Source organism: Tropicibacter alexandrii, from assembly GCF_003667315.2.
Taxonomy (GTDB): Bacteria; Pseudomonadota; Alphaproteobacteria; order Rhodobacterales; family Rhodobacteraceae; genus Tropicibacter; species Tropicibacter alexandrii.
This window is the reverse complement of record NZ_RCTZ02000008.1, coordinates 65573-82303: the sequence shown is the minus strand read 5'-3', so window position 1 is coordinate 82303 and position 16731 is coordinate 65573. Positions and strand designations below refer to the sequence as shown.

The 16731-nt window shown below is 62.8% G+C and carries 20 protein-coding genes; 5 read left to right on the top strand and 15 right to left on the bottom strand.

Translation table 11 applies throughout. The features are described from left to right. Positions 1–103: 103 nt before the first annotated feature. From rplP to rpsJ, 9 genes are all read right to left on the bottom strand, one after another. A complete protein-coding gene (gene rplP, locus D8Z78_RS12200; protein ID WP_121631224.1) occupies positions 104–517 on the bottom strand; it encodes a 50S ribosomal protein L16 in 414 nt (137 codons plus the stop codon). Positions 518–522: 5 nt separating this feature from the next. After that, positions 523–1242 (bottom strand): 30S ribosomal protein S3, encoded by a 720-nt coding sequence (rpsC, locus tag D8Z78_RS12195; protein WP_121631223.1) that lies wholly within the window; start codon positions 1240–1242, stop codon positions 523–525. Continuing rightward, on the bottom strand, positions 1242–1622 hold the full coding sequence (gene rplV / locus D8Z78_RS12190) for a 50S ribosomal protein L22 (RefSeq protein WP_121631222.1): 381 nt from the start codon (positions 1620–1622) through the stop codon (positions 1242–1244). The genes rpsC and rplV overlap by 1 nt, the downstream gene beginning before the upstream one ends. Positions 1623–1625: 3 nt before the next feature. Beyond that, positions 1626–1904 carry a 30S ribosomal protein S19 gene (rpsS, locus tag D8Z78_RS12185; protein WP_121631221.1) on the bottom strand — a complete coding sequence of 93 codons (279 nt, stop codon included), beginning with the start codon at positions 1902–1904 and terminating at the stop codon, positions 1626–1628. A 3-nt stretch (positions 1905–1907) separates the two neighbouring features. After that, entirely contained in the window at positions 1908–2750 is an 843-nt protein-coding gene (rplB, locus tag D8Z78_RS12180) for a 50S ribosomal protein L2 (RefSeq protein WP_121631220.1), read from the bottom strand. A gap of 1433 nt (positions 2751–4183) precedes the next feature. Beyond that, entirely contained in the window at positions 4184–4480 is a 297-nt protein-coding gene (locus tag D8Z78_RS12175; RefSeq protein ID WP_121631219.1) for a 50S ribosomal protein L23, read from the bottom strand. Next, positions 4477–5094 (bottom strand): 50S ribosomal protein L4, encoded by a 618-nt coding sequence (gene rplD, locus D8Z78_RS12170; protein WP_121631218.1) that lies wholly within the window; start codon positions 5092–5094, stop codon positions 4477–4479. Before rplD ends, D8Z78_RS12175 begins: the two co-directional genes overlap by 4 nt. Further along, on the bottom strand, positions 5091–5933 hold the full coding sequence (rplC, locus tag D8Z78_RS12165) for a 50S ribosomal protein L3 (protein WP_121631217.1): 843 nt from the start codon (positions 5931–5933) through the stop codon (positions 5091–5093). The genes rplD and rplC overlap by 4 nt, the downstream gene beginning before the upstream one ends. A gap of 12 nt (positions 5934–5945) precedes the next feature. Then, positions 5946–6266, bottom strand: coding sequence for a 30S ribosomal protein S10 (rpsJ, locus tag D8Z78_RS12160; RefSeq protein ID WP_420824315.1), 321 nt, complete (start codon positions 6264–6266; stop codon positions 5946–5948). A gap of 179 nt (positions 6267–6445) precedes the next feature. Here rpsJ and D8Z78_RS12155 point away from each other — a divergent pair, with 179 nt between their 5' ends. Both D8Z78_RS12155 and D8Z78_RS12150 read left to right on the top strand, forming a co-directional pair. After that, a complete protein-coding gene (locus tag D8Z78_RS12155; protein ID WP_121631215.1) occupies positions 6446–7237 on the top strand; it encodes a PaaX family transcriptional regulator C-terminal domain-containing protein in 792 nt (263 codons plus the stop codon). A gap of 31 nt (positions 7238–7268) precedes the next feature. Beyond that, complete coding sequence (locus tag D8Z78_RS12150; protein WP_121631214.1) at positions 7269–7610, top strand: DUF2794 domain-containing protein; 342 nt, start codon at positions 7269–7271, stop codon at positions 7608–7610. Positions 7611–7633: 23 nt separating this feature from the next. Here the strand turns inward: D8Z78_RS12150 and speB are convergent, their stop codons facing one another. The 4 genes from speB to D8Z78_RS12130 all read right to left on the bottom strand — a co-directional run bounded on the left by speB (position 7634) and on the right by D8Z78_RS12130 (position 11379). After that, positions 7634–8590, bottom strand: a complete 957-nt coding sequence (gene speB, locus D8Z78_RS12145) for an agmatinase (RefSeq protein ID WP_121631213.1) — start codon at positions 8588–8590, stop codon at positions 7634–7636. A 45-nt stretch (positions 8591–8635) separates the two neighbouring features. Next, positions 8636–9541 carry a C40 family peptidase gene (locus D8Z78_RS12140; protein WP_121631212.1) on the bottom strand — a complete coding sequence of 302 codons (906 nt, stop codon included), beginning with the start codon at positions 9539–9541 and terminating at the stop codon, positions 8636–8638. Then, positions 9542–10924, bottom strand: coding sequence for a leucyl aminopeptidase family protein (locus D8Z78_RS12135; protein ID WP_121631211.1), 1383 nt, complete (start codon positions 10922–10924; stop codon positions 9542–9544). A 74-nt stretch (positions 10925–10998) separates the two neighbouring features. Then, positions 10999–11379 carry a hypothetical protein gene (locus D8Z78_RS12130; RefSeq protein ID WP_240672108.1) on the bottom strand — a complete coding sequence of 127 codons (381 nt, stop codon included), beginning with the start codon at positions 11377–11379 and terminating at the stop codon, positions 10999–11001. Positions 11380–11526: 147 nt separating this feature from the next. On the opposite strand from D8Z78_RS12130, the gene D8Z78_RS12125 reads away from it, so the two are divergent. Beyond that, positions 11527–12168, top strand: a complete 642-nt coding sequence (locus tag D8Z78_RS12125) for a carbonic anhydrase (protein WP_121631209.1) — start codon at positions 11527–11529, stop codon at positions 12166–12168. Positions 12169–12208: 40 nt separating this feature from the next. Here D8Z78_RS12125 and D8Z78_RS12120 read toward each other — a convergent pair whose 3' ends face one another. Continuing rightward, complete coding sequence (locus tag D8Z78_RS12120) at positions 12209–12544, bottom strand: hypothetical protein (protein WP_240672106.1); 336 nt, start codon at positions 12542–12544, stop codon at positions 12209–12211. 124 nt (positions 12545–12668) lie between these two features. Between D8Z78_RS12120 and D8Z78_RS12115 the strand changes: the two genes are divergently transcribed. Continuing rightward, positions 12669–13193 carry a hypothetical protein gene (locus tag D8Z78_RS12115; protein ID WP_121631208.1) on the top strand — a complete coding sequence of 175 codons (525 nt, stop codon included), beginning with the start codon at positions 12669–12671 and terminating at the stop codon, positions 13191–13193. 305 nt (positions 13194–13498) lie between these two features. On the opposite strand, the gene D8Z78_RS12110 is transcribed toward D8Z78_RS12115, so the two are convergent. Further along, positions 13499–14521, bottom strand: a complete 1023-nt coding sequence (locus tag D8Z78_RS12110; protein ID WP_121631207.1) for an aspartate-semialdehyde dehydrogenase — start codon at positions 14519–14521, stop codon at positions 13499–13501. A 342-nt stretch (positions 14522–14863) separates the two neighbouring features. On the opposite strand from D8Z78_RS12110, the gene D8Z78_RS12105 reads away from it, so the two are divergent. Next, positions 14864–16729: a polysaccharide biosynthesis protein gene (locus D8Z78_RS12105; RefSeq protein WP_121631206.1), complete on the top strand. Its 1866-nt coding sequence runs from the start codon at positions 14864–14866 to the stop codon at positions 16727–16729. Positions 16730–16731: the final 2 nt, after the last annotated feature.

The window sequence follows — 16731 nt, the reverse complement described above, 5'->3', positions numbered from 1 at the left end:
TTGTGTCCGCACCAAAGCAAAACCCCCGCCGCATCTCTGCGACGGGGGCAAATCCAAGGTAGGATGGGTGATCACCCATCCTACATCTGCTCGGTGCAAAGACTTACCAGTCTTCGCGAACCACGACGCGAGTCTTGATCGGCAGCTTCATCGCGGCAAGGCGCAGGGCCTCACGTGCGATTTCTTCGTTCACGCCGTCGATCTCGAACATCACGCGGCCGGGCTTCACCTTGCAGACCCAACGGTCGACAGAGCCTTTACCCTTACCCATACGCACTTCGATGGGCTTCGCGGTCACGGGGGTGTCCGGGAAGATGCGGATCCAGACGCGACCCTGACGCTTCATGTGACGCGTCATGGCACGACGGGCGGCCTCGATCTGGCGCGCGGTGACACGCTCCGGCTCGGTGGCCTTCAGACCGTAATGGCCAAAGTTCAGATCAGAGCCGCCCTTGGCTTCACCCTTGATCCGGCCTTTGTGCATCTTGCGGAATTTTGTACGCTTAGGCTGAAGCATATCGCTTACCTCCGGTCATCGCGACGACCGCCAGCACCACGAGGGGCCGGGCCGTCCTGAAGTTCCTGTGCCTTGCGGTCACGCGCTTGCGGGTCATGCTCCATGATCTCCCCTTTGAAGATCCAGACCTTGATCCCGATGATGCCGTAGGGCGTGGTCGCCTCGACATTCGCGTAATCGATATCGGCACGCAGGGTGTGCAGAGGCACGCGGCCTTCGCGGTACCATTCGGTCCGTGCGATTTCCGCACCGCCCAGACGACCTGCAACGTTCACCCGGATACCCAGGGCGCCCATGCGCATGGCGTTCTGCACGGCCCGCTTCATCGCGCGGCGGAAGGACACACGGCGCTCCAGCTGCTGGGCGATCGACTCGCCAACCAGCTGTGCGTCGAGTTCCGGCTTGCGCACTTCGACGATGTTCAGGTGCAGTTCAGAGTCGGTCATGCGCGCGATCTTCTTGCGAAGAACTTCGATGTCCGCGCCTTTCTTGCCGATGATCACGCCCGGACGCGCGGTGTGAATGGTCACACGGCACTTCTTGTGGGGGCGTTCGATGATCACGCGGGCAATACCGGCCTGCTTGCACTCGGTGTGAATGAAATCACGGATACGCAGGTCCTCCAGCAGGAGATCCCCGTAATCCTTCGTGTCGGCGTACCAGCGGCTGTCCCAGGTGCGGTTGACCTGCAGGCGCATGCCGATCGGATTGGTTTTGTTACCCATCAGGCTTGCTCCTCGACTTGACGCACCAGAATGGTGATTTCCGAGAACGGCTTGTTGATGCGACCAAAGCGGCCACGTGCCCGCGGACGGCCACGCTTCATCACAAGGTTCTTGCCCACATATGCCTCGGCGACGACCAGTTCGTCGACGTCCAGACCGTGGTTGTTCTCGGCGTTCGCAATTGCGGACTGCAGGCACTTCTTCACGTCGACAGCGATGCGCTTCTTCGAGAAGGTCAGGTCCGTGAGAGCCTTTTCAACCTTCTTGCCGCGGATCAGACCAGCGACGAGGTTCAGCTTTTGCGGCGAAGTGCGCAGCATGCGCAGCTTGGCCATTGCCTCGTTGTCCGCCACGCGGCGGGGATTCTTTTCCTTCGCCATGGCTTACTTCCTCTTCGCTTTCTTGTCGGCCGCGTGCCCGTAATAGGTACGGGTCGGCGAATATTCACCGAACTTCTGACCGATCATGTCTTCGCTGATCTGCACCGGCACATGCTTGTGACCGTTGTAGACGCCAAACGTCAGACCCACGAACTGGGGCAGGATCGTCGAGCGGCGCGACCAGATCTTGATGACTTCGTTCTTGCCGGACTCGCGCGACTTCTCTGCCTTCTTCAGGACATAAGAGTCGACGAACGGACCTTTCCAGACGGAACGCGACATGGATTACCGCCCCTTCTTCTTGGCGTGACGCGAGCGGATGATCAGCTTCTGCGACGCCTTGTTGGTGTTGCGGGTCTTCTTGCCCTTGGTCGGCTTGCCCCACGGAGTCACCGGGTGACGGCCACCAGAGGTGCGGCCTTCACCACCGCCGTGCGGGTGGTCGATCGGGTTCATGACGACACCGCGGACGGAGGGACGCTTGCCCATATGGCGCACGCGACCGGCTTTGCCGAGGTTCTGGTTCGAGTTGTCGGGGTTCGACACCGCGCCAACCGTCGCCAGGCATTCCTGACGCACGAGGCGCAGTTCGCCCGAGGACAGGCGGATCTGGGCGTAACCACCGTCACGGCCGACGAACTGGGCGTAGGTGCCCGCGGCGCGTGCGATCTGGCCACCCTTGCCGGGCTTCAGCTCGATGTTGTGGACGATCGTCCCGATCGGCATGCCGGAGAACGGCATGGTGTTGCCCGGCTTGATGTCGGCCTTTTGCGAGGACACGACCTTGTCACCGATGGCAAGACGCTGCGGGGCGAGGATGTAGGCCTGCTCGCCGTCGTCATACTGGATGAGGGCGATGAAGGCGGTGCGGTTCGGGTCATATTCGATCCGGGCGACGGTGCCCGAGATGTCGAACTTATTCCGCTTGAAATCGACGATGCGATACAGACGCTTTGCGCCACCGCCGCGGCGGCGTGCGGTGATCCGTCCGGTGTTGTTCCGGCCACCCTTCTTCGTCAGACCCTCGGTGAGGGCCTTGACGGGGCGTCCCTTGTACAGCTCCGAACGGTCGATCAGAACCAGCCCGCGCTGGCCAGGCGTCGTCGGTTTATACGACTTGAGTGCCATGCTTCTCTGTCTTCCGTAAGCATTGGCGAGGTTACCCCCGCCGGTTTCGGTTGTAGGCCCCCGTAGGTGCCCGGGTTGTGTGCTGGGTGACCCACGCCCCGGGCTTGACCCGGGGCCTCCACCTAGAGGTCCCGGGTCAAGCCCGGGACGCGTGGCGCCAGAACAACAGCAAAGCCCCGGAACGAATCCCGGGGCTAGGCCGATGGGGCCTGATAGGGGGTTTGCGGTGGGGGGTCAAGGGGAGCCGTCAAACAAGCTTCTATTCAGCCTATGTCCCTCGATTGAAACGGTTCCCCTTAATCAGACGCGTTTCACCAGCCTTGTAGAGGGATTCAGTTATCCACCCGAAGTAGACGAGTTTCCGCCTCTTACCGTAGATATCAAAATATGTTGCAGATGCGGTCACTGAAAAGCCGAAGGTTTCGGGATCCCAAACTTCAGACGAGTTACCATTTATTGGGATCCGAACCCGTAAGTGGAACGTCTCACCAGGTCCCAGGTCCAATATACTGGAAAAATCGTTTGATCGACGATCTATTGGAAATGGCACCAGTGACGCGGATCTTTCAGGATTTTGCGACGTTTTTGGGCGAGCCGTTACTCGAAGCCTTCGTGCCGGTGACTGGCCACGATTTCGCATGACAATGTCAATCCTACACTCGGTGTCGTCAATCTTAACCTCTGTCTCACCTATGCTTATGTAGGCACGCGTCTGAACTTCGCCAATACTTCGCGTAGTAAGGTTCATTTGCTGTGTGGCGATCAGAGTGTCCCGCGTCACATTCAACGTCTTCAACACCAAAAGAACTGCCACCGCGCTTATCGCCGTAGCTACGAGCGTGAGGCACGCAATCAGCCACTGAGCCAATGAGTCTTCCGCTCTGACAAGTCTTTGCAGCAACATTGGCCGATCGCCGCCTCTGACTCCATAAAGCTGTTGAAGCGTAGAGCAATCATTCATCAAAACGCAGTCAATGGTTGCCAAGAGACTTTGCCCGAAAAGAAGCAGTATAAGCGCAACAGAAATGCCTGCGACTAGGCCCAACGCGAAACCGTTGCGGGTCTGCCGATCCATGACCTGCCCTCAAAATAGATTTCCAAACAGACTGACAGGGAAAACAAGCCAGCACAATATCGACCGGCGAGTTCCACGGCTAGCCTCGCCAGAGACGGCGCGCGCGGTGGCTCTCTGACGGTGGAGCGGGTGCGCTTTATCTCGACACATCCGCAGGACCTCACAGGTCATTCCCGGACCTAACCATAGAGCCGCCGCTTGGGGGCGCGTCGGCTCTGGCGCGGCGGGCTATCGCCCTTGATCCCGCGCAGTGGGGTCACACGCGCAAGGCAGCGCAGCTATGTCCGACAGGGATGACCCCCAAAACGCAAAAGACCCCCGGTTTCCCGGGGGCCTTTCATTCCAAATCCACGAAGGATCAGAGGCCGGTCGATACGTCGATCGTGTTGCCCTCTTCGAGGGTGACATAGGCCTTCTTGACGTCGCGCCGCTTGCCCAGTTGGCCGCGGAAGCGCTTGACCTTGCCCTTGGTGATGGTGGTGTTGACCGCCTTCACCTTCACACCAAAGAGGCTTTCAACGGCCTCCTTGATCTGGGGTTTCGCCGCGTCGATCGCCACTTCGAAGACCACTGCGCCGTTCTCGGACGCCATGGTGGATTTCTCGGTGATGATCGGCTTGCGGATCACGTCGTAATGTTCTGCCTTCGCGCTCATTTCAGTCGAGCCTCCAGTGCTTCGACACCCGCCTTCGTGATCACCAGGGTGTCACGCTTGAGGATGTCATAGACATTCGCGCCCATCGAGGGCAGCACGTCCAGACCTTCGATGTTGCGAGCAGCCTGAGCGAAACCTTCGTTCACGGATGCCCCATCGATGATCAGCGCGCGCTTCCAGCCCAGAGCCTTGACCTGGCTGGCCAAGGTCTTGGTCTTTCCGTCGGTGTCCACGTTCTCGATGATCACCAGCGAGCCGGTCTTTGCCTTGGCAGACAAAGCCATACGCAGGCCGAGCGCGCGGACCTTCTTGGGCAGGTCGTGGGCGTGGCTCCGCGGGGTCGGCCCCTTGTAGATACCACCCTTGCGGAAGATCGGCGCCTTTCGGGAGCCGTGGCGTGCGCCGCCGGTGCCCTTCTGGCGATAGATCTTCTTGGTCGAGTAGGACACTTCGGACCGGGTCTTGACCTTGTGAGTGCCGGCCTGCGCCTTGTTGCGCTGCCAGCGGACGACGCGGTGCAGGATGTCCGCACGCGGCTCGAGATCGAAGATCTCGTCGGTCAGGTCGACCGAACCGGCGGCCCCGCCGTCGAGTTTGATGACGTCGAGTTTCATTCTTCGCCTTCCTTCTTCTCGGCCTCGATTTCAGCCTCGGCTGCTTTCAACGCTTCGGCTTCGGCGGCGGCCTGCTCTTCGGCGAGACGCTTGGCTTCTGCTTCGGCCTCGGCTGCTGCTGCGGCGGCTGCCTCTTCGGCGGCTTTCGCGGCTTCTTCAGCGGCGGACTTCAGCGCGGCGGGCAGAATCGCGTTCTCGGGGAACGGCTTCTTGACGGCGTCCTTGACGGTCACCCAGCCACCCTTGGAACCCGGCACGGCACCCTTGATCATGATCAGACCACGGTCTGCGTCGGTCTTGACGACCTGCAGGTTCTGCGTGGTGACACGAACGGCACCCATGTGGCCGGCCATCTTCTTGCCCTTGAACACCTTGCCCGGGTCCTGACACTGACCGGTCGAACCGTGCGAACGGTGCGAAATGGACACACCGTGCGTGGCGCGCAGACCACCGAAGTTGTGGCGCTTCATCGCACCGGCAAAACCTTTACCGATGGTGGTGCCCGCAACGTCGACGAACTGGCCTTCGAAGTAATGATCGGCGGTGATTTCCTCACCGACATTGATCATCGCGTCGGCGTCGACACGGAACTCGGCGACCTTGCGCTTGGGTTCCACGTTGGCGGCGGCGAAATGGCCGCGCATCGCTTGGGACGTGCGCTTTGCCTTGGCTGTGCCAGCACCAAGCTGAACGGCGGTGTAGCCGTCCTTGTCATCGGTGCGCTGTGCGACCACTTGCAGCTTGTCCAGCTGAAGCACGGTCACGGGGATCTGCTTGCCGTCTTCCATGAAAAGACGAGTCATGCCGATCTTCTTTGCGATCACTCCGGAACGCAGCATGGCAAACCCTCCTTATACCTTGATCTCGACGTCAACGCCGGCGGCGAGGTCGAGCTTCATGAGGGCGTCTACGGTCTGCGGGGTCGGATCGACGATGTCGAGCATACGCTTGTGCGTACGGATCTCGAACTGGTCACGCGACTTCTTGTTGACGTGCGGACCACGCAGAACGGTGAATTTCTCGATCTTGTTCGGCAGCGGGATCGGACCACGAACGGTGGCGCCGGTGCGCTTGGCGGTGTTGACGATTTCCTGAGTGCTGGCATCGAGCACGCGGTAATCAAACGCCTTGAGCCGGATACGGATGTTCTGGTTCATTGAACATACCTTCATTGGCATTGAGGTTGAGAGGAGGATGGGCGACCATCGCACACCCTCATCGAACCTAGAAGGCGGGAATCACCCCGCCCTCATGTCCCCTTCGGGAACCCGCGCCCTATAGCGGTGCAGGTTGGGGGTGGCAAGGGCGTTATCGAGATTGTTCGCGCAGGCGCAGGCGGTATTGTCCAAGCATGGACAGATTATCCCCTCTCATCGCGAATTTGAATGCCGAAGGCCGCCCCCGCATCTGGTCGCTGGTCATCACCGTCTTTGGCGACATGGTCCAGCCGAGGGGCGGACGGATTTCCACCGCGCGGCTGGGGCGCCTGCTGGGGCGCGTGGGCATCGAGGGGGGCGCGCTGCGCACCGCCCTGTCGCGGTTGTCGGCGGATGGCTGGGTGACCAGCCGCCGCGAGGGGCGCACGTCGAGCTACACCCTGACCGCGCGTGGCCAGAAGGAGTTCGGCCCCGCCACCCTGCGCATCTATGCGCCGCCACGCCCCGGCCCCGTTCCGGTCTGGACATTCACGCCGCGCGAGGTGCCCGGGGGCTTGCCCTTGGCGGGCGGGTCGCTGCTACCCGGGGATGTCGCGGCCAAGGGGGTGCGCCTGGCCGGGGCCTTGCAGCCGGGCCCCGAGGTCTGGGAGGGGCTGCCCCCCGATCACCGTCTGGCAATCGAGCGGCTGGCCGCCGATCTGCGCAGCTTGTCCGAGGTGCCGGACACCCCGCTGGACGCGGCCGCCGCGCGCCTGCTCTTGGTGCATCGCTGGCGACGACTGGTGTTGCGCTGGCCGGAGGTGCCGATGGAACTGATGCCCGCCGGGCTGGAACCGCGCGACCTGCATGGCGCGGTGGCGGTGACCTATGCCCGCCTGTCGCCCTTGGCGGAAAACTGGCTCGACAGGGCCGAGGCGGACATGGCCGCGATGCCAAAAGCGGATGCCAGCGTCGCGATCCGCTTCACTCCGCTGCAATCTACTTGATTTATTAAGGGTTCGGCGCAACTCTGTGGGTATGAACAGCCTCACGCCCTTTCCCGGCAAATCTGGCCCTGATCAGGTGGTGGCCTTCCACCGGACCGAGCTTGGCCCCATCATGCAGTTATACGGGCGTATGGTCGCCGCAGGCGAATGGCGGGATTACGGCATTTCCACCTTGCGGGATGTCGCCGTGTTTTCCGTGTTTCGCCGGACCGCCGAAAACCCCCTGTACCGGATCGAGAAACGCCCCAAGCTTCGGCAGAAGCAAGGGGAATACGCGGTATTCGGGATGGAGGGGCAGGTTCTGAAACGTGGCCATGACCTGGGCACCGTGTTGCGAGTACTGGAGCGCAAACTGATCCGTCCGGTGGACTAGGCGGGTCGGGACACAGCCCCGACCTACGCGCCGTCGACCATGGCGCACAGCAATTCGAACATGATCGACACACCGAGGAACGCGGTGCCCCCCGAGGCGTCGAAAGGTGGCGAGACCTCGACCAGATCGGCCCCGACGATGTTCAGCCCTTCGAGTTCGCGGCAGACCTGAAGCGCTTGATAGCTGTTAGGACCGCCAACCTCGGGCGTGCCGGTGCCGGGGGCAAAGGTCGGATCGACGAAGTCGATGTCGTAGCTGACATAGGTCGGCTGGGTGCCCACGACCTCGCGCGCCTCGGCCATGACATCCTCGACCCCGCGCGCAAAGAAGTCCTCGATAGTGACGATCCGAATGCCCTCGGCCTTGGCAAAGTCGCGGTCTTCGCTGTCATACATCGTGCCGCGGATACCGATCTGGATGACGCGTTTCGGGTCGAGCAGACCTTCTTCGACGGCGCGGCGGAAGGGCGTGCCATGGGTATACATCGTGCCGCCGAAATAGGAGTGGAACAGGTCGGTGTGGCTGTCGAAATGGACCATGCCAAGGGGCTGTTTGGCCAATGCACGCAGGATCGGCAGCGAGGTCAGGTGATCGCCGCCCGCCGTCAGGGGGCGGATGGCGTTGGCATGCAGCCGGTCGTAGAAGGCCGTGATCCGGGCCATGCTGTCCTGAATATCGGCCGGGTTCGGGCCGACATCGCCGAGGTCGGCGCAATTCACCGTCTCGAAGGGGCGTTTGCCGGTCACCGCATGCTGGGCGCGGATCATGGTCGAGGCGTCGCGCAACTGGCGCGGGCCGTGGCGCGGGCCGGGACGGTTGGTCGTCCCGCTGTCCCACGGCACGCCGACAAGCCCGACCTGCACATCCTTGAAACGGGGATGATCCGGCTGGACGACGGGCAGCCGCATGAAGCTGGGGACCCCGGCGAAGCGGGGCAGGTCGAAGCCGGAGACCGGATGGAAGAAACTGTCAGAAGTCATCTTGTGCCTTTCTGTTGAAGGGGCTCTGCCCCTCGGCCTTTGGCCTCACCCCGAGGTATTTGGGAACCGAAGAAGGTGCGGACGGGCGTGAAACGTGACCGGACCATCGCCTTGGGTTTGGATGCGGGCGATGGCGTCCGCGATCGGCTCATAAGCGACGGCCATGTGGTGGGCGTTGGCATGAAGCAGGGTGTCAGGGTCGGCGACCCAGGCGACATGGCCCCTCCAAAAGAGCAGGTCGCCGCGTTGGTAATCGGGCGTCGAAGCGGCGGGAAAATGCGCCTGCTGCAGGTCGCTGTCGCCCGGGCAGTCTTGCCCGCAGGCCAGCAGCGCGATCTGGACTAGGCCCGAGCAATCGATGCCGAATGCGGTGTTGCCCCCCCATAGATAAGGCGTGCCGAGCAGGCGCTCGGCAACGGCGACGGGGTCGGTTTCTGGCTGATCGAGCGGGCGCAGATGGGCTTTCGGGACAAAGCACGGCTCGACCGGATGATGGTCATTACCGTCTTCCCAATGGGTGGGATAATCGATTTGCGCAAAGACATCCCCTTCCTCGAGGACCCTCAAGCGCGATCCAAGCGACAAATATCTGGCGTCAATCGACCGTTTTATTTCTGGGCGGGAATAGGCATGCGTTGCGCGAGTGACGACAAGATGTGTCGCCGGTGGCAATGGCGCCGCACACAGCGTCCAGTACGGAACCCAGCCAACATATCCATCCTTGTCGGACACCACGAAGGCGTGGCCATCCCGCCGCTCAAGCACCAATACCCGGTCGCCCGTGAGCAGCTCACGCAGCAGCGGCGCGTCATGACGCGGAGCCGATTGCAATTGGGCATTGAAGCCCGCAATCGTGGCGGGCGTCCCATCGACAAAGTGATCTGCCTCGACTTGTCCCTTCAGGGACACGTGCGCAACGTGACCGTTTGCAGGAGTCAGCCGCCGGTCCATCTACAGATCCAGCACCTGCGGCAGCGCGTTCAGGATCGCGCGGGGGCCTTGCCAGAGACCGCCTTTGGATCGGCCCGGGGCCGCCGAGGGTTGCCAGGCGTAGATGTCAAAATGCGCATAGCGCGTCTCGCCAACAAAACGGCGCAGGAACAGCGCGGCGGTGATCGACCCGGCAAAGCCACCCGAGGGCGCGTTGTCCAGATCAGCGATGCCCGGTTCGATCATCGTCTCATAGGGGTCGTGGAAGGGCATGCGCCAGACCGGATCGGCCCCGGCTTTGGCGCCTAGCGTCAACGCCTCGGCAAAAGTGTCGTCATCGGTATAGTAAGGCGCGAGATCCGGCCCCACGGCCACGCGCGCGGCCCCGGTCAAGGTGGCCATGGACAACATGAAATCGGGCGCGTCCTCGGCGGCGTAAGTCAGCGCATCCGCCAAAACGAGACGCCCCTCGGCATCGGTATTGTTGATCTCGACCGTCAGCCCCTTGCGCGAGGTCAGAATGTCGCCGGGGCGAAAGCTGTCCGTGGAAACACTGTTTTCCACCGCCGGGATCAGCAGGCGCAGTTGCACCGGCAGTTTCAGGGCCATGATCGCGCGGGCGAGGCCGATGGTGTTGGCCGCGCCGCCCATGTCCTTTTTCATCAGGCCCATCGAAGAGCCGGGTTTGAGGTTCAGACCTCCGGTGTCGAAACACACGCCCTTGCCGACCAGAGTCAGCTTTGGCCCGGTGTCGCCCCAGCGCAGGTCGATCAGCCGCGGCGCCTGTGGCCCCGCGCGACCCACCGCGTGGATCATGGGGAAATTCTGTGCGAGAAGATCGTCGCCCTTGATCACCTCGACGCGGCCACCGAGCCGGTAGGCAAGGTCACGCACCGCCTTTTCAAGCGCGTCCGGCCCCATGTCGGCGGCGGGCGTGTTGATCAGGTCGCGCGACAGAGCCTCGCTTTGGGCGAGGATTTCCAGCCGCGCCGCATCGACACCGTCGGGCGCGACCAACGTTTTGGCTGGAGCGGGCGATTTTCTGTAACGTTCGAAGGCATATAGCGACAGCAGCCAGCCCAGCGCTTCGCGCTCCGCATCCGTTTCGGGCAAACCGCTGGCGACGCGATAGCTGCCCTCGGCGAGCGCGGGCAAAGCGGCGCACAGCGCAAAGCGCACGCGCGCACGCTGCGCCACCGTGCCATAGCCAGCAAGCGCCGCGACCGGAGCGCCATCGGCGCCCGGGATCATCAGACCAGCCCCGATCCCGCCGGAAAAACCGCTCGCCTTGACCCAGGCACGGGTCCTGTCGTCCTGACCGTCGAGCCACGTCTCGACGGCGTCCGGTTCCAGCACGTGCAGAGGAAGGGCGTCCGCATCGGCGGCGGCGAAGGTCAGGGTCATGGCAAGGCCTCATCTCAAGCTTTGCCGTTACCCTAGCCGTCGCACGCCCCGCTGCAAGAGCCACCTGCGAGCGATTACACGCTGAACTCGTTGAGGTCCCACATCGCGGTCAAGGACCGTTCGCCCATGCGCGACAGGCGCGCCATGCAGGCGGCCTCCGCCACCCGGTCACCGAATTCGATGCAGTTCATCACGTCATGCGCGACCCGCGCCAGTGAGCACATGCCGATCTGATCGGCAATCGCCGCCAGCGCACGCAACCCCTTGTGCAGGTCCTCGCGAGGGCCCTTCAGGGCCATCTCCTGAAGCTGGCACAAGCGTTGAGCCAGCTCTTCCATCGCGCGACAGACGACGTCCTCGGCCGCATATGGCCCGAGATCGACACACAAGGTTTCGATCTGTTCCGGGTCCATCTGCGGCCGTTCGGTCGGCGCGAGGTACGTTACCTCAATCAATATCTCACCCCAAGTCTAGTAGCCCCCACGGCAAGGACACACTAACCCGGTCGAGGTTCCCAAAAGGTTAGGCGCAAACAGCCTTTTCCCTCGAATTTCCCTTGAATAGAAGCTAGTCCGGAACGAACGCCCCTGACGGAGGATGCCATGGACTTCGCCCGCCCCCTGCCCGCCTATCTGGTTCAGCGCTATCACGGCTGGAAGGCGACGCAGTTCGCCGAGAACCACGCTTGGTATCGTCGCCTTGCCGACGAGGGGCAGCGCCCGCGGGCGATGGTGATCTCGTGCTGCGATTCGCGCGTGCATGTGACCTCGATCTTCGGGGCCGATCAGGGCGAGTTCTTCATCCACCGCAACATCGCCAATCTCGTGCCGCCCTACGAGCCCGACGGCAACCAGCACGGCACCTCGGCAGCGGTGGAATACGCCGTGACCGCCCTGAAGGTCGCGCATGTGATCGTTCTGGGGCACAGCCAGTGCGGCGGCGTGCAGGGCTGTTTCGACATGTGCGAAGGCCGCGCACCGGCATTGGAGGACAAGACATCCTTCGTCGGGCGCTGGATGGATATCCTGCGGCCCGGATACGAGGCGGTCAAGGACAGCCCTGACATGCCCACCGCGCTTGAAAAGGAGGCCGTGGTCGTGTCCCTGCGCAACCTGATGACCTTCCCCTTCGTCAAGGACGCGGTCGAGGGTGGCCGACTGACACTGCACGGGCTGTGGACCGATATCGGCGAAGGCGGGCTTGAATGCTTTGACCCGAAATCGGGCAATTTCCTGCCGCTGTGACGGTTGTCCAACAGCGCCGCGCGTCACGGCGCGGGTGATCTCAGTTCAATTCGCCGGACTGCCCGCCGGGATGCGCCTTGACGCATGGCCGCCCGATCCGCGCCGCGATCTCGGCCAGCGGGGTGCCCAGACCGCTGCCGGTACAGACCGCCTCGCCCGCCTCGTTGCGGATGACCAGATGCCCGGACAGAAACCCGAGCCGGTATCCCTTGGTCGCGAGCCGCTGGCCCAAATCCTCCCACGAGGTCGCGGTTTCGAGGATCGGCGCAAGGAACAGGCGCAACAAGGCGCGGGTTTCGCTGTCCAGCGGTGCCGGAAGCGTATGCGTCGCGGTGGAGTCAACCCACCCCGCCGAGATATCTGGCTGATGTCGCATGACGGGTCTCCTTGAAAGTATCGCCCAGCGTGGCACGCAAAACAGGCGAAATTGAGGCAGATTTATTCAGCTTTTCGTGGAATTCGTAACGCCCCCTTAACCATGCGTTCGGCATGATCGGCCCATGGATGAGGTCGAGATCACTTTGCGCATGCCGCGCGCCCTATGGGAGGCGGCGGCGCGCCTGGCCACCCGGCGTGGTGTGCCGCTGGAGCAGATGATGCGCCAGACCCTCTCGGCCGAACTGTTGCGGACCAAGGGCGCGCTTGGCGTGACGCCGCTGGCGCAGGTGCGCGGACAGTTGTCGGACGATTTCGAAAAGGCCGCGAGCTGGGCGGAACTTCAGGGACGCCTGATGCTCAAGGGCTATGCGCTGCGTGCTGGCGACGAGGGGGTCGACCTCGTGCGGCATCCGTCGGGGCAGAGGTTGTGCAGCGCGTCCAAGCTGGGTCAGGATGTCAGCGCCCTCTCCCGGCGCTTCGGGTCGGGCTTTCACGGGATGCGTCCGCAAGAACCGGCGTGTGCGGGAGTAGACCGACCGAAACCGGACAATCGTCCCGATCCCGTGGCCAGATGGCAGACGCATTCCGCAACGCGTCCCGTTTCCGACACTGGCGGCGCGGCGACACGGCTCGTGCGCCATGTCTGATGCATGACCGCCGCAGCCAGCCGGAAGAGAGACAGAGAGAACCGGCGGCCGCAGCAGCATCGCAATTCGGGACCATGGCGTATCGACAGGGAGCAACACCCGGACATCACCACCCGATGGACAGCCGTTCTGGCCGGGTCGATCAATCGACCGATACGCAGTGTATATACCCGAACGGTCCAAGACCCAACGCGTGGGTCGCATAGGGACCCGGTCGAAACGGACAGCTTGCCTATCCGAACGACTAGGCATGAAAAAGCCGGGCGGCCTCGCGGCAACCCGGCTTTCCCTCAATTCGCAGGCAATCAGCCCTTCTTCAGTGCCTTCTGGCCCAGAACCTCGGCAATCTGCACGGCGTTCAGCGCCGCGCCCTTGCGCAGGTTGTCAGAGACGCACCACAGGTTCAGACCATTCTCGATGGTCGAATCCTGACGGATACGGCTGATGAAGGTGGCGAAATCCCCCACACATTCCTTGGGCGTGACGTAGCCGCCATCCTCGCGCTTGTCGATCACCATGATGCCGGGCGCCTCGCGCAGGATCTCGCGGGCTTCGTCCTCGTCGAGGAAATCATGGAATTCGATGTTGATCGCCTCGGAGTGGCCAACGAAAACCGGTACGCGCACGCAGGTTGCGGTGACCTTGATCGACGGATCGACGATCTTCTTCGTCTCGGCGACCATCTTCCACTCTTCCTTGGTCGAGCCATCGTCGAGGAAGACGTCGATATGCGGGATCACGTTGAAGGCGATGTCCTTCGGGTAGACCTTGCGCTGGTAGTCGTCGGTCGGGTTGTAATGCGCCTTGGTCTGGTCCCACAGCTCGTCGATCGCCGCCTTGCCCGAGCCGGACACCGACTGGTAGGTCGACACCACGACACGCTTGATGCGGGCGCGATCATGCAGCGGCTTGAGCGCCACCACCATCTGCGCGGTCGAGCAGTTGGGGTTCGCGATGATGTTCTTCTTGGTGTAGCCCATCACGGCGTCGGCGTTGACCTCCGGCACGACCAGCGGCACGTCCGGGTCGTAGCGATAGAGCGACGAGTTGTCGATCACCACGCAGCCCTGCGACGCGGCCTTCGGCGCGTATTTCTTCGTCGCCTCGGACCCCACGGCAAACAGCGCCATGTCCCAGCCGGTGAAATCGAAAGTATCGAGGTCTTGGGTCTTGAGGGTCTTGTCACCGAACGAAACCTCGGTGCCGAGCGATTTGCGCGACGCCAGCACGGCGATCTCGTCGATCGGGAATGCCCGTTCGTCGAGGATGTTCAGCATTTCGCGGCCCACATTACCCGTGGCACCCGCGACGACAACCTTGTAGCCCATTTGGCCCTCCTATCGGTTCGCGTAGCCGGTCAGGCCCCTGCCTGACCAACAGCGCGCGTCATATCCCAGCGTTCGAGTGTATGAAAGGGCGATTCTGACCCGTGTCGAGTCTGCGGCGACCGGAAAACCGGTGGATTTGCGCCCTGAACCGGCGCAACCGGCACAAATCAGCCCCGTTTCCGCACTGCGGCAAATGTTGCTTGCTCACGATTTGGACACTGTTTTAAGGTAAAGTTGGGGAACGAAAATTCGTGTGCCCGCTGCTGGCTTCGTGGGATGGGCCAGATTGGCGGCTGCATGACAGGCGCAGGCTCAAGGGCAGGCGCGAGGGACGGCAATACAATGTTCTACAAAATCGTGACAGCCCTGTCGCGTTCTCAAAAACAGTTCGTCTTCACCGTTCTCGACATCCTCGTGATCCCGTCGGCGCTGTACATGGCCTTGGTCCTCGAAAGCTCGACACGGGCGGACATGTCGACGCTTGGGCAGGTCTGGCCGATCACCGCGGCCCTCGCGCTGCCTGCTGCCCTGCTCGGGTGGAAGCTGGGGCTGACCCGCATCCGGCTGAACGCCTACGAGATGCGCGGCGTCGTGCGCACCGCATTGTACGCGGTGTCCCTTGGCAGCCTTGCGGTTGCGGTCGATACCGCGATGGCAATCGGTCTGGCCCCCGGTGTCTACTTCATCTTCACGCTGCTGCTGACGGTCATGTCGGTCACGTGGCGCGTCGCTTTCCGGCAACTCATCATCCAGATCTACCGGCGGGGCAGCGACCGCATCCGCGTGCTGATCTACGGTGCAGGCCAGACGGGCCAGCAATTGGCCGCAGCCCTGCGTCATGGCAACGACATAACGCCGGTCGCCTTTCTCGATGACAACCCCACTTTGCAAAGCCTCGATGTCTCCGGCCTGCGGGTCTATGCACCCGCCAACCTGCAAAAGCTGGTCGAGGAAAAGCGCATCGACCGGATCGTTCTGGCCATGCCGTCGATCAGCCAACCGGCGCTGGCGCGCATTGCCCACCGCCTGCGCGGCATCGGGATCGAGGTGCATGCCCTGCCGTCCTTCGCGCAACTGGTCGGCGAGGGCGAGTTGCGGCAGAAGGTTACGCCGGTCTCGATCCACGACCTGCTGGGCCGCAACCGTCTGGAAAAGGAACTGCCCGGCGTCAGCCATGCCTATTCCGGGCGCCGCATCCTCGTGACCGGGGCGGGCGGCTCAATCGGCTCGGAACTGTGCCGACAACTGATCGCGTGCAAACCCGCCTGCATCGTGCTGGTCGATCACTCGGAATTGGCGCTGTACAACATCAACAAGGAATTGCGCGATCTCGAAGCGGCGATGCCGATCGTGCCAGTGCTGGGCTCGGTTCTGGATGAAAGCCTGATGCAAGACGTGCTGGAACGCCACCATGTCGATGTCGTGCTGCATGCCGCCGCCTACAAGCACCTGCCCATGGTCGAGCAAAACGCCCTTGCCGGACTGGCCAACAACGTGCTGGGCACCAAGCTGATGGCCGAGGCCGCGCGCGATGCCGGGGTCGAACGGTTTATCCTCGTGTCGACAGACAAGGCCGTGCGCCCGACCAATGTCATGGGCGCGTCGAAACGGCTGGCCGAACTGGTGGTGCAGGATCTTGCATCGCGGTCCATGGGCACGCGCTATTCGATGGTGCGGTTCGGCAATGTGCTGGGCTCGTCCGGGTCGGTCATCCCGCTGTTCGAGGAGCAGATCGCGCGTGGCGGCCCGGTGACACTGACCGACCGGCGTGTGACGCGCTACTTCATGACGATATCAGAGGCCGCGCGGCTGGTTCTGCTGGCCGGGTCCTTTGCGCGGGGCGGCGATGTCTTCGTGCTGGATATGGGCGATCCGGTGCCCATTGAAAAACTCGCCCGTCAGATGATCGAGGGCGCCGGGTTCACCGTCAAGGATGACGAAAACCCCGGCGGCGATATCGAGATTCAGATCACCGGCCTGCGCCCCGGCGAGAAAATGCACGAGGAGTTGCTGATTTCCTCGGACATGCTGACCACCCCGCATCAGAAAATCCTGCGCGCGCAGGAAACCAGCCTTTCCGAATTCGAGGTGGCCACCGCGCTCAAGGACCTGCGCCGCGCGCTTGACCAGCGCGATGAGGCGGCCGCGCGCGCCGTGATCGCTCGTTGGGTCGAGCGCGCGCAGACCGTCGGGGTGGCAGAGGGCTGACC

Coding starts and splice junctions, on each gene's coding strand:
- rplP (WP_121631224.1), bottom strand. CDS start 517: ATGCTTCAGCCTAAGCGTACAAAATTCCGCAAGATGCACAAAGGCCGG.
- rpsC (WP_121631223.1), bottom strand. CDS start 1,242: ATGGGTAACAAAACCAATCCGATCGGCATGCGCCTGCAGGTCAACCGC.
- rplV (WP_121631222.1), bottom strand. CDS start 1,622: ATGGCGAAGGAAAAGAATCCCCGCCGCGTGGCGGACAACGAGGCAATG.
- rpsS (WP_121631221.1), bottom strand. CDS start 1,904: ATGTCGCGTTCCGTCTGGAAAGGTCCGTTCGTCGACTCTTATGTCCTG.
- rplB (WP_121631220.1), bottom strand. CDS start 2,750: ATGGCACTCAAGTCGTATAAACCGACGACGCCTGGCCAGCGCGGGCTG.
- D8Z78_RS12175 (WP_121631219.1), bottom strand. CDS start 4,480: ATGAGCGCGAAGGCAGAACATTACGACGTGATCCGCAAGCCGATCATC.
- rplD (WP_121631218.1), bottom strand. CDS start 5,094: ATGAAACTCGACGTCATCAAACTCGACGGCGGGGCCGCCGGTTCGGTC.
- rplC (WP_121631217.1), bottom strand. CDS start 5,933: ATGCTGCGTTCCGGAGTGATCGCAAAGAAGATCGGCATGACTCGTCTT.
- rpsJ (WP_420824315.1), bottom strand. CDS start 6,266: ATGAAGGTATGTTCAATGAACCAGAACATCCGTATCCGGCTCAAGGCG.
- D8Z78_RS12155 (WP_121631215.1), top strand. CDS start 6,446: ATGGACAGATTATCCCCTCTCATCGCGAATTTGAATGCCGAAGGCCGC.
- D8Z78_RS12150 (WP_121631214.1), top strand. CDS start 7,269: ATGAACAGCCTCACGCCCTTTCCCGGCAAATCTGGCCCTGATCAGGTG.
- speB (WP_121631213.1), bottom strand. CDS start 8,590: ATGACTTCTGACAGTTTCTTCCATCCGGTCTCCGGCTTCGACCTGCCC.
- D8Z78_RS12140 (WP_121631212.1), bottom strand. CDS start 9,541: ATGGACCGGCGGCTGACTCCTGCAAACGGTCACGTTGCGCACGTGTCC.
- D8Z78_RS12135 (WP_121631211.1), bottom strand. CDS start 10,924: ATGACCCTGACCTTCGCCGCCGCCGATGCGGACGCCCTTCCTCTGCAC.
- D8Z78_RS12125 (WP_121631209.1), top strand. CDS start 11,527: ATGGACTTCGCCCGCCCCCTGCCCGCCTATCTGGTTCAGCGCTATCAC.
- D8Z78_RS12120 (WP_240672106.1), bottom strand. CDS start 12,544: ATGCGACATCAGCCAGATATCTCGGCGGGGTGGGTTGACTCCACCGCG.
- D8Z78_RS12115 (WP_121631208.1), top strand. CDS start 12,669: ATGGATGAGGTCGAGATCACTTTGCGCATGCCGCGCGCCCTATGGGAG.
- D8Z78_RS12110 (WP_121631207.1), bottom strand. CDS start 14,521: ATGGGCTACAAGGTTGTCGTCGCGGGTGCCACGGGTAATGTGGGCCGC.
- D8Z78_RS12105 (WP_121631206.1), top strand. CDS start 14,864: ATGTTCTACAAAATCGTGACAGCCCTGTCGCGTTCTCAAAAACAGTTC.